This is a genomic window from Chenggangzhangella methanolivorans, from assembly GCF_042648545.1.
GTDB classification, from domain to species: domain Bacteria; phylum Pseudomonadota; class Alphaproteobacteria; order Rhizobiales; family Methylopilaceae; genus Methylopila; species Methylopila methanolivorans.
In genome coordinates this window covers 527,496-542,319 of sequence record NZ_JBHRXS010000004.1, presented here as the reverse complement: position 1 = coordinate 542,319, position 14,824 = coordinate 527,496, and the positions used below count along the sequence as shown (strand labels likewise).

Here is a 14,824-nt window from a genome sequence, read left to right as displayed (position 1 = left end):
ACTTCTACAGATCAAGGCATTGCATCCTCATGCCCCCTCTGGGTCTAAAGGCTCGTAGTCTATGTCGTCTCGTTCCAGACGGGTCGTGTCCTGGTCGAGCCCCCATCGGCGGTCGAACAGGAACTCAAGCGGCCTCCGCGTAACGATGCACAAGCGGTCGTCGGTGAAGCCGTATTCGAGACGGACGACCTCCTGCTGAGCTTGCGAAAGACTCCGTTTCGGCCGCAGCCAGATCGTGGCCTTGGTGTTCCAGTCGTCATCGGGCGGGAGCGGTTCGGCCAAGGGTTTGGTCAGGAAGTCGCTCTTGGGCGAGATCCGTATCGGCAGATAGGTCCGGTGCTCTTCATGCCGGAAACTGTAAGCCCGGAGGTAGATCGCCTGGCCGTCCGACATGAAACGGGTCGGCGCGATCCATCTTCCCGCGTCCGGACCAGATGTCATCGACGTGTAGGCGATATGTATGGCGCACCGGCCGCGGATCGCCTGATGCAGACGTGACAGGACCGTCGGATCGGCCGTGCGGGCGGGTCGTGGCAGCGCCGACGGGACGTCAGCGACCAGGTCGTCACGAAGGATATCGAACGCCTCATCGACGCTGCACGGCGTGATCGGCTGATGCGGGCGCGCAGCGACATAGGTCTTGCGCGCGGCGTCGTAGGTCGGCGGCGAAGCGCGGTTGAGCGCGAGATAGGCTTTAAAGTCGATCGCCGCCTGCGGCTCCGAGATTTTGAACCGATCGATCAAATCCCGGCGATTAGCGACGCCGCGCCATAGCAGACATCGGTCCAGAAAGGTCAGGCGCTCGCGCTGTGCATGTTTGAGATCGTCGAACGTCATAGTGGATCGGACTGGCTTGACTCTCGTTCGGAGGTGCATCTAAAAAATACACGAATAAAAAATATATGGAAGAGACGGCATGCGGATTCTCCATACCGCTGACCTTCACCTCGGTCGCCAGTTCGTTGGGCTCGCGCTCGACGAGGACCACGCCGCCGTTCTGGATCAGATCATCGACGTCGTCGGAACCCAGTCCGTCGATGTGCTTGTCATTGCCGGCGACGTCTTCGATCGCGCAGCGCCGTCCGAAACAGCCGTCCGACAGTTCAATCGCTTTCTCCAGCGTGTGACGCGCGAGACGGCGGCCGCCGTGGTGATGATCGCCGGCAATCACGATTCCGGAGATCGCATCGGGTCGATGGCGGTGATGCCGGATATCTCCAGGGCGCTGATCAGAGGACCGGTCGAGGCTGACGAGCGGCCGCTTCTCGTCAAAGACGAACACGGCCTCGTCGCATTCTCCGCTCTTCCGTTCAGCTATGAGCATGCGGCGCGGGCGTGCTTCGGCAACACGGCACTCGAGACGCCCGAGCATGTTCTGTCGGCCCAGGTCGCGGCCGCGCGGCGCAATGTACCGGAGGGCGCGCGCTGGGTGATCACGGCGCATGCGTTCGTCGCCGGCGGAACCAGCGGCGAGACCGAACGGCCGCTTGCGAAGGTCGGCGGGATCGAGACGGTCTCGCATGAGATCTTCGACGGGGCCGCGTACGTCGCGCTTGGTCATCTTCATCGTCCGCAGTCGGTCGGCCTGCCGCACATCCGCTACTCTGGGTCCCCCTTGGCGTTCGGCTTTGACGAGGCTGGGGCGCAGAAGTCGATGGTGCTGGTCGACCTCCGCGCCGACAGGGCCGACACCACCCTTATTCCGTTCACGCCGGTTCGTGGCGTCCGCGTGCTCAAGGGGCGGCACGCGGAGCTTCTGCTTGCCGATTCCTCGACTGACATCGTGAAGGCGGTGCTGACGGACGAAGCGCCGGTGATCGACGCGATGAAGCGTTTGCGCGAGGTTTTCCCGAATGCCTGCGCGCTCGTTTACGAGCGCGACGAGCGGCAGCTGAAGCGCGCGGGGACCTTCACGCGACCAGTCGCTGCAGCCGAGCCGATCGACGTCGTAGGCGGTTTTCTCCAACTCGTCCGTGACGAGCCGATGAGCGATCGGGAGCGCGAAATCGTCATCGCGCGCCTTCAGGACCTTGGCCAGAAGGAGGACGCGGCATGAGGCCAGTTCGACTCGTCATGCAGGCGTTTGGCCCCTACGCGGGCCGCGAAGTCGTCGATTTCGGGGACGCGGTCGCCGCTGGCCTGTTCGGCATCTACGGGCAGACCGGCGCCGGCAAGTCGACGATTTTCAGCGCGATCACCTTCGCCTTGTTCGGATCGGCGACGAAGGAGGAGCAGGCGACGGCGTCGCTGCGTTCGGATCACGCGTCGCTGACAGACGCAACGGTCGTCGAGTTCATCTTCGATCTCGCCGAGCGCCGCTACATGATCATCCGCAGCCCAGACCAGCCACGCCCAAAGCGGCGCGGCGACGGCGAGACCTGGGAGGCCCACGAAGCCCACCTTTTCGACGTCACCGGTCTAACCTTCGCTGAGATCGACGCGGGCGCCCGCGGTACGGTCATCGCGGAGAAGAAGACCGGAGTGGTCTTCGCGGCGGTCACCGAACTCCTCGGTTATGGCCCGCGTCAGTTTCGGCAGATCGTCCTGTTGCCGCAGGGCAAGTTCGAAACCTTTCTCGCGGCGAACACGAAGGACCGGATGGAGATCCTGCGCGATCTCTTCGATGTTTCGCTGTTTCGGCGGCTGACGGCGCGGTTCAAGACTGACGCCGACGAAGCGGAGCGGGACGTTCGCGCGCAACGCGAAGCGTGTGCGGCTCGTCTCAAGATCGAAGGCTTCGAGAGCACCGACGCGCTCAGATTAGGCGTTACAGACGCCGGCGAGATCCATGCGAAGCGCGCCGAGATCGAGGCCGCTCGTCAGAAAGAAGAAAGGGCGTCGGCCGCGACTTTGGACGCGGCGAAAGATCTCGACGGCCGCTTTGCAGAGGTCGCCGCCGCCCACGCGACGCTGAAGGTCTTGCTGCAAGACAAGACTGAGATGGACGCGCTGGCGGCCCGGATCGTTCGGGTCGAAGCGGCGCGTGGCGCTCTTGATCGCGAAGAGGCCAAGGCCGCCGCCGCTAAAGATAAGGGCTCCGCGGAGGCTGCGCGCGATGCTGCCCGGCAGAGATCCGAGCACGCCGCATCGATGAGAGACGCTGCGGCTCAGGCTTTTGATCGCGAGCGCGCCCGTGACCCGGAGGTCCAGGGGTTGCGGCGCGACCTCGACGACTTGCGGCGCCATGAAAAGTCGATCGCCGACGCTTCGAGCGCCAAGCGTGCGGCGGACGACGCCAAGACCTCGGAAACCGAGATCGCCGCGGTGCGCGTGGCCGCCGAGGTCGCCCGCACGGCATTGCTGGAGCAGCGTGTCCGCGCGAAAGAGACGCTGCGGCTCGCTCAGGAAACCGAAGAGCGGCGCCGCGGGCTCGACGGCGAGCTGGCCTCGGCGCGCGGGGCTTTGAAGGCGGCCGATAGCTACGTCAAGGCGGAAGCCGACCATCAAATGGCGGGTCAAACGGTGACGCGGCTGGAACATGCGCGGGACGCCGCCCTCGCCGAGGTGGAGGCCGCCAAAGAGGCCTTCGACGCGGCGGAGGCGCGCCTGTCTGAAATGCAGGCGCTTCATCTGGCCAGCAAATTGGCGACGGGGGAGCCCTGTCCGGTCTGCGGCGGGACCGATCACCCGTCTCCTGCCACAGGCCAGGCCGAGCAAGCTGGCCTCGACGCCGCCTTTCGCGGCGCGAAGTCCCGCTGGGGCGAGAAGGATCAGGCTGCGCGCGAGGCGGTGAACGCTCATGGCGGTGCGCTCGGCGTGTTGACCGAGCGTCGCCGCGCGCTCGACGAACTTGATCGTCCAGATCGCGGGATTGGCGAACTGCGCGACCTCGTCGCCCGGCGCCAGGGTGAACTCGATGATCTTGGCGCGCCGGCCGAGCTCGGTGTGCTTGCGGGGGCGCTCGATGCGTTCGAGACGAAGATCTCGGCGGCCGAAGCCGAACGCGACCGTCTTCGCGACGCTGCGGCGCTCGCTTCTACTCTCGCCGCGACCTCGTTGGCGCGTCTCGAACAGATGCTCACCGGCGTCCCCGGGCATTTGCAGAACGCCGAGGCGATCGCCGCGGCGCTCGTGGCGACCGGCGGCTCGCTCCATGCGCGCACCGAGGCGCGCGCCCAGGCCGAGACGGCGGAGCGAATGTCACGCGAAGCGTCGTTGTCGAGCGAGAAGGACCTCGAGGCCGCAGACGCCGCGCTTGTTCGCGCCAGAGAGCGTCAGGCGGCGGCTCAGGGCGCGTTCGACGCCAGGCTGGAAGAGGTCGGTTTGACGGTCGAGGCGTTCGAGAGTCTCAAGCCGTTGATCGCTCAGATCGATGTGGACCGCGAAATGGTCGACGGGCACCGTGCGAAGCTCGCCGGCGCGCAGGAGCACTTGCGCCAGCGCCAGGCCGCCGTCGAAGGCCGCGAGCGGCCGATCCTGGCCGAAATCGAACAGGTTCATGCCGTCACTGCGCAGGGGCTTCGCGTCGCCACGGAGGAGCGTGCCGAAGCGCAGGCGAGGCTTGGCCACCTGGAAAGGCTGCTGAGCGACCTCTCGGACGTCTTGCGTCAACTTGACGAAGCGGAAGCGGCGACAGGACCGCTTCGGCTCCTCGCGTCGCAGTTCGACGCCGGCAACTCTCAAAGGCTCGATCTTGAGACCTATGCGATCGGCGCGATGTTCGACGCGGTCCTCGACGCAGCGAACCTGCGGGCCGGTCCGATGACGGACGGCCGGTACAAGCTCGAACGAGAGGCCGAAGGCGGCGGACGCGGGCGCAAGGGCCTCGGGATCCAAGTGTTCGACGCCTATACCGGGAAGTCCCGATCGGCTTCGACCCTGTCCGGCGGCGAGACCTTCATCGCTGCTCTCGCCCTCGCGCTCGGGCTGGCCGACGTCGTCGAAAGCGCCAGCGGAAAAGTGCGGCTCGACACGGTCTTCATCGACGAGGGGTTTGGCAGTCTCGACGCCGAGAACGGGGCCGGCACGCTCGATGTTGTGCTGCGGGTCCTGAGCAATCTGACGAGCGTCAATCGAGCCGTCGGTCTGATCTCTCATGTCCCGCTCGTCCAGGAGGCGATCCCTCACGGCTTTTACGTCACGAAGAGCGGCGCGGGGAGTACGATTGAAACGAGGAGGAGAGCGTGATGGCCCAGCGCCGGTCGCACCTTCGGCTCTCGCGTCGCGGAAAGCTCCACCGGGTTCGCGCTTCATGGGTTCGCGACGATCGTTCTCAATCTCGTCCGCCGCGGACCCGTAAATGCCCGACGTGCGGAGCCAGGATCCTGATCTACCGGATGCCGAACGCAGGGCTCGCGCACTTCGAGGGCGGTCGAGGACTTGGGGGTGTGAAACACCCGTGCTTCAGCCTCGGCGAAGGTCTCAGCCGTCGGCGCGACCAACAGACCCCTGATCTGTTTGATGGCCACGCGGGAGATGCACCGCCGTTGGCAGGACAGAAGGAATAACATCTCGTCCAGGAGTCGGTCGGTCCGTCTTCGGGCGGCCAGAGGCGGGTTCGGAAGGGCCCGATGCAGGTCGGCCGGGTAGAGAACTGACGCACAGTCGCTGCGGAGGCAGATCGCCCCGCTTCGGGGCAGATGTATTTCATTGGGCTCGATATGACGAACTACGGGGCGCTGCCCAGCATCTGGATTTCGAAAGCAGGTCCGCTTTCGGCTTGCTAGCTAAGGGGCGCTAATGGCGCATCACGGCTGAGCGTCACCGGCTGGGAAATGAGCAAACTTCATACGTTCGCCCGCCTGTTAGTTCCGGTGACGGAGGACGACGGCGTTCATACCCGCTATATGGCACCGAGTTGATCGCCAACGAGCTTCCTCCAGGCCGTCAGCTTGTCTTGGTTCTCTAGCAGCCAGCGACGAAGCGTCGTAGCAGTAGCAATGCCACGCGCCAGAGCGTCGCGTTGCGCGTCGAAGCTGCACTGGTTGTCGACGGGCTCGCAAGGCAGCGCCATGACTAGCCCCGGACGTGGGCGCACTTTCGTCGGACGTTTAGCCTCGAAGAAAGCGCCAATCTCCGACGTGTCGGCCTCCAGACGAGCGCCAATGGCCGGCAAGGCAGCTCCCCATCCCGCAAATGTCACCGCCACGTAGTTCGCGCGCTGTTCCGATCCACGACCAAGCTCGTGTGCGAAGCGTCGCGGACGAATCCCGTCCGGAATAGCGGACAGTGACACCGCCTGATCGTAGATCATTGACGTGCTTTCGCGGGGATTGGCTGGCTTTCGCATGCTGGGGCCGGGCTCGATCTCGGGCGCGAGATCCGCTAGCAGCAACACGTATCGAGCATTGAAATCGCCGACGACAGGATCGGGAATTGGGGTGTAGCCGCGTCGGTACTTGTAGATTGCCTGGTCAAGAATGGCTGCCCGGAAGTCATATCTAAGTGCCAGCTCGCTGCCAGTCTCCGCACGGAGCTCTCGAAAGAATGCCGCGATCTCCTCGTAGCTCAGCACTAGATCGAACTTCCCGCTAAAGTCTAGGTGCTGTGCTGCGTAGGCCGCTGGACAAACTAGAACCATAGCCGCACGGCTATAGTCCGACGCCAACGCGGCGAGCTCCTGGCGGTAACTCTCCGCTTGATCAGGTTGTTCTGTGGCGTCGAGCTTGTTCTCGATCAGGATGGCCGAACTCGTCCCGTCCCGATTTTGGATCTCAATGAAGATATCGATCTCGCGACGCGACCGCGTGCGACGCCGGCTGTGTTTTACGTCCCACGCCGCGATCGAACCCACCATTCCGACATGTCCCGCGACCCAGGTAGTGAAATCGAGGGATGAGGCGAGCTCTTCCACCAGCAAGAGATCCACGTCGCGCTCGGTGGCGTGGGTTAGGGTGGGGATCCACTCATCGACTCTCACGTTGCTCCTCCCGGGCAGCTTTGCATTAGCGATTGCACAGTGAAGCTTCTACGAGCCTACTGCGCCAAACCGTCGTCTTAGCCAGAGTCGTTTTCTATAGCCGCCGCACTCTAGCGGGGTTGACCCGAAGCGCGTCCGTTTTCGGAAAACACTGAAGGTCAGCTTCTGGCGCGAGGCGGTCGAGCTCGTTTACGATCGCGAAGGATTTGTTTGGGCGAAACCGTTCTTGGTTCGACCCTGCAGAACGAATCCAGATCGTCTTGTTCTGTTCTCGCTCGCGCCTCGAAACTAGCCGGGAAGCAGACCGGCGGCGCGATAGCCGTCGATCAGGGCATCGTAGACCGAGACGTCCGAACGGCTGCGCGCGACGAGCTGGGCGCCCGCGATGGCGGCATAGATCGCCCGAGCCCTCGCTTCGCTGTCCCCGGCAGGGGCAAGCCCCGCGGCGGACACGTGTCGCGTCAACCAGGCCACGTTGACGTCGGCGAATGCGAGCACCTCCGTTTTCACGACGTCGGGCAGGTCGTCGAACTCGGCCGCCATAAAGCTAAACAAGCAGATCCGGTTGCCGCTCTGGAGCGCCAGGCGGAACGTCGCGGGGTAGCGGCGTAGAGCCTCGACCGGGTCAGGGGCTTCGTCCGAAATCGCTTCAAGGACAACTGCGGCGTCTTCCCAATAGCGCCGTCCTACTGCCGCGCCGAGCTCAGCTTTGCTCGGAAAGTGGTGATAGATGCTCGCAGCCTTGATCCCGACCTCGGCCGCCAGGTCGCGAAAGTTCATGCCGAGATAGCCGTGCGCCTGCGCGCTCAGCGTCGCCGCCGCCAAGATCGCCTCACGGGAATTCGTGGTCACCGCTGCCTGCCCCTAAAAACCTAACGATCGTTAGATAGGGCTTGACGGAGTAAAAATCACTGCCCAAATAATGACTACCTAACGTTAGGTAGGGAAGTAATTATGATCGATGACATCCTGTTCTCCGACGCGACGCGGCTCGCCGAACTCATTCGCGCCCGCGAGGTCTCCCCGGTTGAGGTCGTCCGCGCCCATCTCGACAGAATCGAAGCGGTCGACGGAAAGATAAACGCGATCGTCACGGTCGCGGACGGGGCGCTCGAAGCCGCGAAGGTCGCCGAGGCCTCGGTCCTCGCCGGCCAAACGCTCGGCCCGCTCCACGGTGTGCCCTTCACTGTGAAGGACTCAATCGACACAGCCGGCGTGCCGACCCAGCGGGGCTCGCCGATCTTCGAGGGCCGCACGCCGGAGACGGACGCGACCAGCGTCGCGCGCTTGAAGAACGCCGGCGGCGTCCTGCTGGCGAAGACCAACCTTCCTGAATTCTCCTACTGGATCGAGAGCGACAACCTGCTTTCCGGCCGCACCAACAACCCTTGGGATCTCGAACGCACGCCGGGCGGGTCGAGCGGCGGCGAGTCCGCGGCGATCGCCGCCGGCATGTCTCCGCTAGGCCTCGGCACGGACCTCGCGATTTCGGTGCGTGGGCCAGCCGCCCAGACGGGCATCGTCTCGCTGAAGGCCACGCACGGGCTCGTGCCCATGACGGGAATCTGGCCTCGCGCGCCGCGCCGCTTCTGGCATGTCGGCCCGATGGCCCGCAGCGTCCGCGACCTCGCGCTCGCCGTCTCGCAACTGGCCGGCCCCGACGGCCTCGACGCGTTTGTGAGCAGCGCGGCCTTCAGCGCCGGGCCCGGTCGCTCGCCCGATCGACCGCTCCGCGTGGGGTGGATGGTCGGGCCCGGCCTCGGGCCGGTCGACCCGGAGGTGGCGGCCACGGTCGAGGCCGCAGCGGATGCGCTCAAAGGCCTCGGCGTTCTCGTGGAGCCGGTCGGCCTCCCGGCGCTGGAGCGGGACTTTGCGCTCGACGTGTTCAACCGCCTCCACGTCATGGAGATGAAGCCGGCCTTCAGGGCGGCGACGGCCGGACGCCGCGAGGACGAACTCTACAAGATGGCCAAGACTATGCTGTCGCTGCCCGATACGTCGATGGACGACTACATCGAGGCGGAGCAGGCGGCGGAGCGGCTGCGCGACGGCTACGCGGCCTATTTCAGGGACTACGACGCGCTAATCACGCAGGTGCTTCCGATCCCTGCGCACCGGCATGGCGTCGAGCAGTTCGTCATCGACGGCCAAACGGTGGACGCGACCTATCTTCAGGCCGCGACCGTGCCGCTCAACGTCACCGGCCTGCCGGGCCTGTCGATGCGGTTCGGCACGAGCACGGACGGCATGCCGATCAACGTCCAGATCATCGGCGGTTGGCACGCGGAGCCTACCATCCTTCATCTCGCGTCACTGCTCGAAGAGGTCAGCCCCGTTCGAGGCCCACGGCCCAATCTGTTGGGGTGCTCGTCGCGGTGACCGCCGAGATGCTCGCCACGACGCCGTTTCTTCAACCCTATCGTCGCAGTCAAGCCGTCTCAAGGCGACGCTGTTGCGCCGCACAGAAAGGAAGGCGGACATGAAGGTCTTCATCATTGGGATCGCCGGCGGCGTAGGTCGCCGTATCGCGGAAAAGCTGACCGAAGCGGGTCACGAAGCCGTCGGCCTCGTGCGCCGGCCCGAGCAGGCGCGCGCGCTCGCTGCGCGCGGCATAGCGACCGCGCCGGGCGATCTGGTCGCCATGTCGATCGACGTTCTGGCCGAGGCTATGCGCGGCGCCGACGCCGTCGTATTCAGCGCCGGCGCTGGCGGCAAGGAAAGCGACGAGGCCACCACACGGGTAGACGGCGACGGGCCGGAGAAGCTCGCCGCGGCAGCAGAACGCGCCGGCGTTCGCCGCTTTCTCCTCGTTTCGGTGTTTCCCGAAGCTTGGCGCGAACGGCGCATGGACGCCTCGTTCGAGCACTACATGGTCGAGAAGAAGAAAGCGGAAACGCAGCTGGTCGAGACCGGCCTCGATTGGGTGATCCTGCGGCCCTCCGCGCTGACGGACGAGCCGGGCGCTGGCCGGGTCGATCTCGGCGTCGCGAAAATCCACGAAACGATCGCGCGGGATGATGTCGCCGCGACGGTCGTCGGGCTGCTAGATGCCCCACGGATCAGACGACGCATCTTGGAAGTGACGGGTGGAAACACGTCGATCCGGGACGCCGTCGAAGCGCTGGACTGAAGTCGCCATCCGCGAGCGGCCTGATGGAACGGCGCTTGTGAGGAGTATCTGTCCAGGCCCCTTCGGTTGTTCAACGAAGATGTGCGCAATCAGCCCAGTGGGCGAAGTGAGCGCTTCGTTGAGCGCAACTGATGCAGCCTAGGCGACCGCCTTGTTGCTTCTAGTGCTCGGCGTTTGCGCAGTCGCGCCTGCGTCTATGGTATCGAGACAACCACATCGCGATGCCTGATGTCAGTGGAGCACTGGCGATTTCGCTATCGCCGCGGTTGCGGGAATTCCAAATCTGCTTGAGGAAGCCCTAGTGCTGATGTGAGCCGCGCTATAAAGGCCGTCCCTGAACAGGTCAGCCTTCGTTTCCAGAGCAGCCCTCGAAAGCCTCTCGGCACAGATCGACGAAGCCTCGCACTTTCGGGTCCATGTATCGCGTTGAGGCGAATACGGCGTGGACCGGCATCGGCGCGTTCGCCCATCCTGGCAGGACGTGAGCCAGGGTCCCGTCGGCGACATGTGGCGCGGCCATAAAGCGAGGAAGCTGAGCCACCCCCAGTCCCGACACGGCAAGGTTTTTCAGCGCGATCATGTTGTCGAGCGCGCATCGCGGCGTCTGCGAGACCTTCTCCGTGACGTCGCCATTGGCCAGCGTCCAGACGGCGCGGCCGCTTGCCGTCTTCATGATCAGGTCATGGCGCTTCAGGTCGTCGACCGTGCGCAGAGCCGCAGCGTCCTTCAGGTAGCCGGGCGAGGCATAGAGGCCGTAGGTGATGTCGCCGAGCTTGCGCGCCGAGAGCTCGGAATCCTGCAGCGCTCCGATCCGGATGGCCACGTCGATCCCCTCGTGGATGATGTCGACGGCGCGGATCGAGTAGACCGTCTCGACGGTGACCTTCGGCCATGTGCGCAGATAGGTGGCGATCCAGTCGTCGACCCGTGTCGTTCCGAACTCCGGCGTCGCGGTGATCTTCAGGCGGCCCTTCGGCTCCCGGGACTGCTGCGCCACTGCTGCCTCGGCGGCTTCCGCGGCCGCAAGGATCGAGGAGACGCGCTCGAAGTAGTCCCGGCCGACTTCGGTCACGCTGAGCCGCCGGGTCGACCTGTTCAGAAGCCTCGCGCCGAGCTTCTCCTCGATGCGCTGGACGATCCGGCTGACCCGCGCCTTGTCGGTCTCCAGACGTTCGGCGGCAGCGGTGAACGACTCCTCCGTCACCACCGCGACGAAGGCCTGCATTTCAGAGAAGCTGATTGTTGTCGTCATGGACAACATTCTTTCATCTGCCACGCGATAGTGCAATCGCGCGCCGGACGCCGCGCACAGCGTCCGGCGCGAGCAGGTCACTGCCTAACGGTGTCGGGGCTCGCCTGCTCGAGGAACAGATCGATGTGGACCTGCGGCATGCCTTCGAGCGTCCCGCCGATCGGCGACGGGCGCACGGCCTCTCGGATCAGCGTCCGAGCCTGATCGTGGGACACAGGTTCGCCCCGCTGCTGATAGATCCGCTTGGCCTCGTCGCCCGTCACGCCTTCTGGGACCTTCGGAGCGTAGCGCCAAAAGTAGATCGCCGTGTTTGGCTCAATGCGCCAGCTTTCGGCGAGCGAGCCGGCGTCGACGACGTCATAGCCGATTGCCTCGACGAACTTGGTCACGGCCTGCTTGGCCGCCGCGTCGTCGCCCGCGATCGGCAGGGTTGTCCGGTCGGCGTCGCCCTTGGGCCGGGCGTTGCTCTCCATGTGGATCCAGCTGAGGTTGTGCAGCCCCTTCACGAGCCGGGCCCCGCGAAGGCGGCGCTGCATGAGCTCGCTTGAGGTCAGTTCCCCGCTGTCGAGATCGGCGCGGCGGAATTCGCCCATGCCCGGATAGTAGTTTGTCTGGTCGAGCACGACCTTCCCGGCGAACCCGTCGGATGGCAGCGCCTCGAAGGCGGCGAGTGGAACCGAGACCGTAACGACGTCCCCGGCCGCGATCGCCTCTTCTACAGAGCCCGCGCGGGCAAGCGGGCCGAGCTCCGCGACGAGGCCCGACAGCGTTCCGGCGCCGCGCGAGTTGCTCACCACGACCTTGTATCCCGCCCTGACGGCAAGCCGCGCGACGGCTTTTCCTACGAGGCCGGAGCCGATGATTCCGATTGTGCCTGTCACGTGATGATCCTTCCATAAGCTGTTCACGGCGCGCCGCCGACTTCTCTAGCGGGCGCGTCCGGACCCAGAGCTATGGACTGCCTTCAAAGGATGACAGTGATGTCAGATGCAACAGACCGTTGCCGTTATAAGCAACAGTATCCACCCGGTAGTCAGGCCAGTGCTGAGAGCGTCGACACGAAGGTCTTCTTCGCATGGTCGACGAATGCCCGGACCTTCGGCGTCGGATAGCGGGTCGACGAGAAAACGGCGTGGACTGGGGCCGGTGGCTTCGACCAGCCGGGAAGCACCTCCTGGATGCGGCCTTCGGTCAGGAGCCGCGCGGCCTGGAAGCGCGGCAGCATCCCGATGCCGATGCCGGCCGCAACCGCGTCACGGGCGGCAAGATTGTTGTTGACCAGGAGGCGCGGAACAAGGCGAACGATCTCGCTGTCGGCCCCGCGGCTCAGTTCGAGCTCGGCGCTTCGTCCGGGAGGCGCGAACACCACAGTGTCGTGGGCGCCGAGATCTCGCGGTGATTTCAGCACGTCGCGACCTTTAAGATAACCAGGGCTTGCGAACAGGGCGTAATCGGCCTCGCCGAGCTTGGCTGCGGTGAGATCGCCGTCGCCCAGGGCGCCGACCCGGATTGCGAGATCGTAGCCCTCGCTGACGATGTCGACGATGCGGTTGGTGTAGTCGGCCTCGACCCGCACCCGGGGGTGAGCGTCCAGAAAACCGGCAATCCAGCGGTTCACGACGCAAAGTCCGAATTCCTCGCCGCAGGTCAGGCGCAGCACGCCTTGCGGCTCGCCCTTGGCGCTCTCAGCAAAGCGATCGGTGTCCTCCAGGGCGGCGAGGATGGAGACCGCGCGCTCGAACACCTCCTGGCCGAGCTCGGTGACGGTGACGGATCGCGTGGTCCGATGCAAAAGCTGCGCATCGAGCCGCGCTTCGAGCCTGATCACCAGGCGGCTGAGATGGGACTTGCGGGTGCTGAGCGCCCCGGCCGCTCGTGTGAAGGAACCGGACCGGACGACGGCCACAAAGGCCCTGAGCTGAGCGGGATCGATTGTCGCTTCCATGGGCGACAAGGTGGTGCTGGCCAGCCGGTTTATCCACTGATCGCGACATCATAGCTCTCCGCCACGCCAATCGAACTGGCCCGGAGACACATATGAAAATCGGCATTCTCAACACGGGGAACATCGGCGCTCGCCTCGCAAGGGCTTGGGCGGCCGCAGGACATGATCTTGTGCTCGCCAAAGACGGCGAGGATCGGAAGCTCGAACCGATTCTGGCGGAGCTTGGCGACAAGGCTCGCCTCGGCTCGATCCGCGAGGCGGCCGAGTTCGGCGAGGTCGTCCTGTTCTCGGTTTACTGGCCGCGAGTTTCGGCGATCGTCGACGCTGTCGGCGACGCGCTCGACGGCAAGGTTGTCATCGAAACGATGAACCCGCTCGGCGTCACGCCCGAGTTCAAGCACTTCCACGACGTCGATTTCATGCGCGACAGCTCGACGGCCGAGGATCTGCAGAAGCGTCTGCCGAAGGCGCGCGTCGTGAAGGCCTTCAGCACGCTGGCGGCTCCCGTGCTCGAGGCGGCCGCCTGGGAGACCGCACCGTCGCGGCCGGGCGTGCCTTACGCGACCGATGACGCGGGCGCCGGGCAGATCACGCGCAAGCTCGTCGAGGACGCCGGCTTCAGGCCGCTCGCCGCCGGCCCGCTGAAGGGCGCCCGGCAGATCGAGCAGCTTGGCGTCTTCCTCCACCACGTCGCCGACCACGAATATGGCGGCGATCCCGACCTCATTCGTCTCGCCCTGACGGTGATCGAGGCCAGTCCTGGCCCGGTCATGCGCGAACGCGTCGCCTGAAGAAGGAATAGCAGAATGTCCAAGTTACTGAACGGGAAGACTGCTCTTGTCACCGGCGGTTCGCGTGGCATCGGCCGCGCGATCGCCGAGCGTCTCGCCAGCGACGGCGCGACCGTCGCGTTGACCTACAACGCCAGCAAGGACGGCGCGTATGAAGCAGTCGCCGCCATCGAGGCAGCAGGCGGAGCCGCTTTCGCTCTCAAGGCGGACCTCTCCGATGCGAGCTCAATCCCGGCGCTGTTCGACCGGCTCGACCGCGAGCTCATCGAGCGTAACGGAAACGCCGCGCTCGACATCCTGGTCAACAACGCAGGCAACTCCGGGTGGGGCGGCCTCAGCGACGCCACGCCCGAGGCCTGGGACGCGATGATCGCTGTCCACGCCCGCGCGCCCTTCTTCATGGCGCAGTCGGCGCTGAGCCGCCTCCGCGACCCCGGACGGATCATCAACATCTCATCGGCGCTCGCCACACGGCCGCAGCCGATGGTCCCGATCTACTCGATGGCGAAAGCCGCCATCAACACACTGAGCCACGCGCTGGCGATGGAGCTCGGGCCGCGCGGCATCACCGTGAACGTCGTGGCTCCGGGTTGGACGCGAACCGACATGAACGCGTCTGTCCGCGAGAACGCTGATATCGTGAAGGCCATCGAGGGCGACACGGCGCTCCGTCGCTTCGGCGAGACGTCCGACATCGCCTCCGTCGTGGCCTTCCTCGTCTCCGACAACGGCCGCTGGGTCACCGGTCAGGTGGTCGAGGCCAGCGGCGGCTACAGGCTTTAAGACTGCTCAGGCAGCCAATGGCCAGCTTCTCGGAGGCTGCGCCGCCGGATGCTTGGCGGCATTG

Annotated in this window: 12 protein-coding genes; 6 read left to right on the top strand and 6 right to left on the bottom strand. The window is 65.2% G+C overall.

Annotated elements, in window-relative coordinates:
- Window positions 1-27 precede the first annotated feature (27 nt).
- Window positions 28-837: a WYL domain-containing protein gene (locus tag ACFOWB_RS07970; protein ID WP_261403842.1), complete on the bottom strand. Its 810-nt coding sequence runs from the start codon at window positions 835-837 to the stop codon at window positions 28-30.
- Between the two features lie 79 nt (window positions 838-916).
- Between ACFOWB_RS07970 and ACFOWB_RS07965 the strand changes: the two genes are divergently transcribed.
- Window positions 917-2,056 carry an exonuclease SbcCD subunit D gene (locus tag ACFOWB_RS07965; RefSeq protein WP_261403843.1) on the top strand — a complete coding sequence of 380 codons (1,140 nt, stop codon included), beginning with the start codon at window positions 917-919 and terminating at the stop codon, window positions 2,054-2,056.
- Window positions 2,053-5,127 carry an AAA family ATPase gene (locus ACFOWB_RS07960; RefSeq protein ID WP_378146648.1) on the top strand — a complete coding sequence of 1,025 codons (3,075 nt, stop codon included), beginning with the start codon at window positions 2,053-2,055 and terminating at the stop codon, window positions 5,125-5,127. Before ACFOWB_RS07965 ends, ACFOWB_RS07960 begins: the two co-directional genes overlap by 4 nt.
- Before the next feature lie 655 nt (window positions 5,128-5,782).
- On the opposite strand, the gene ACFOWB_RS07955 is transcribed toward ACFOWB_RS07960, so the two are convergent.
- Window positions 5,783-6,859, bottom strand: a complete 1,077-nt coding sequence (locus tag ACFOWB_RS07955; RefSeq protein ID WP_261403845.1) for a PD-(D/E)XK nuclease family protein — start codon at window positions 6,857-6,859, stop codon at window positions 5,783-5,785.
- Between the two features lie 288 nt (window positions 6,860-7,147).
- Complete coding sequence (locus ACFOWB_RS07950) at window positions 7,148-7,711, bottom strand: TetR/AcrR family transcriptional regulator (RefSeq protein ID WP_261403846.1); 564 nt, start codon at window positions 7,709-7,711, stop codon at window positions 7,148-7,150.
- Between the two features lie 102 nt (window positions 7,712-7,813).
- On the opposite strand from ACFOWB_RS07950, the gene ACFOWB_RS07945 reads away from it, so the two are divergent.
- Both ACFOWB_RS07945 and ACFOWB_RS07940 read left to right on the top strand, forming a co-directional pair.
- A complete protein-coding gene (locus ACFOWB_RS07945; protein WP_378146645.1) occupies window positions 7,814-9,238 on the top strand; it encodes an amidase in 1,425 nt (474 codons plus the stop codon).
- Between the two features lie 100 nt (window positions 9,239-9,338).
- Entirely contained in the window at window positions 9,339-9,989 is a 651-nt protein-coding gene (locus ACFOWB_RS07940) for an SDR family oxidoreductase (protein ID WP_378146643.1), read from the top strand.
- A 343-nt stretch (window positions 9,990-10,332) separates the two neighbouring features.
- On the opposite strand, the gene ACFOWB_RS07935 is transcribed toward ACFOWB_RS07940, so the two are convergent.
- From ACFOWB_RS07935 to ACFOWB_RS07925, 3 genes are all read right to left on the bottom strand, one after another.
- The gene (locus tag ACFOWB_RS07935; protein ID WP_378146641.1) at window positions 10,333-11,241 is read right to left on the bottom strand and encodes a LysR family transcriptional regulator; all 909 of its coding nucleotides are present in this window, start codon (window positions 11,239-11,241) and stop codon (window positions 10,333-10,335) included.
- A gap of 77 nt (window positions 11,242-11,318) precedes the next feature.
- Window positions 11,319-12,122, bottom strand: coding sequence for an NADPH-dependent F420 reductase (locus ACFOWB_RS07930; RefSeq protein WP_261403848.1), 804 nt, complete (start codon window positions 12,120-12,122; stop codon window positions 11,319-11,321).
- Window positions 12,123-12,274: 152 nt separating this feature from the next.
- Window positions 12,275-13,186 (bottom strand): LysR family transcriptional regulator, encoded by a 912-nt coding sequence (locus ACFOWB_RS07925; protein WP_378146638.1) that lies wholly within the window; start codon window positions 13,184-13,186, stop codon window positions 12,275-12,277.
- Between the two features lie 92 nt (window positions 13,187-13,278).
- On the opposite strand from ACFOWB_RS07925, the gene ACFOWB_RS07920 reads away from it, so the two are divergent.
- Both ACFOWB_RS07920 and ACFOWB_RS07915 read left to right on the top strand, forming a co-directional pair.
- Window positions 13,279-13,977 carry an NADPH-dependent F420 reductase gene (locus ACFOWB_RS07920; RefSeq protein ID WP_378146636.1) on the top strand — a complete coding sequence of 233 codons (699 nt, stop codon included), beginning with the start codon at window positions 13,279-13,281 and terminating at the stop codon, window positions 13,975-13,977.
- Window positions 13,978-13,992: 15 nt separating this feature from the next.
- Window positions 13,993-14,760 carry an SDR family NAD(P)-dependent oxidoreductase gene (locus tag ACFOWB_RS07915; RefSeq protein WP_261403851.1) on the top strand — a complete coding sequence of 256 codons (768 nt, stop codon included), beginning with the start codon at window positions 13,993-13,995 and terminating at the stop codon, window positions 14,758-14,760.
- Window positions 14,761-14,824 lie beyond the last annotated feature (64 nt).

What these genes read in the sequence shown, in the direction of transcription:
- ACFOWB_RS07925 (WP_378146638.1), bottom strand. Translation starts at nt 13,186, where the DNA reads ATGGAAGCGACAATCGATCCCGCTCAGCTCAGGGCCTTTGTGGCCGTC.
- ACFOWB_RS07935 (WP_378146641.1), bottom strand. Translation starts at nt 11,241, where the DNA reads ATGACGACAACAATCAGCTTCTCTGAAATGCAGGCCTTCGTCGCGGTG.
- ACFOWB_RS07970 (WP_261403842.1), bottom strand. Translation starts at nt 837, where the DNA reads ATGACGTTCGACGATCTCAAACATGCACAGCGCGAGCGCCTGACCTTT.
- ACFOWB_RS07915 (WP_261403851.1), top strand. Translation starts at nt 13,993, where the DNA reads ATGTCCAAGTTACTGAACGGGAAGACTGCTCTTGTCACCGGCGGTTCG.
- ACFOWB_RS07940 (WP_378146643.1), top strand. Translation starts at nt 9,339, where the DNA reads ATGAAGGTCTTCATCATTGGGATCGCCGGCGGCGTAGGTCGCCGTATC.
- ACFOWB_RS07945 (WP_378146645.1), top strand. Translation starts at nt 7,814, where the DNA reads ATGATCGATGACATCCTGTTCTCCGACGCGACGCGGCTCGCCGAACTC.
- ACFOWB_RS07965 (WP_261403843.1), top strand. Translation starts at nt 917, where the DNA reads ATGCGGATTCTCCATACCGCTGACCTTCACCTCGGTCGCCAGTTCGTT.
- ACFOWB_RS07920 (WP_378146636.1), top strand. Translation starts at nt 13,279, where the DNA reads ATGAAAATCGGCATTCTCAACACGGGGAACATCGGCGCTCGCCTCGCA.
- ACFOWB_RS07960 (WP_378146648.1), top strand. Translation starts at nt 2,053, where the DNA reads ATGAGGCCAGTTCGACTCGTCATGCAGGCGTTTGGCCCCTACGCGGGC.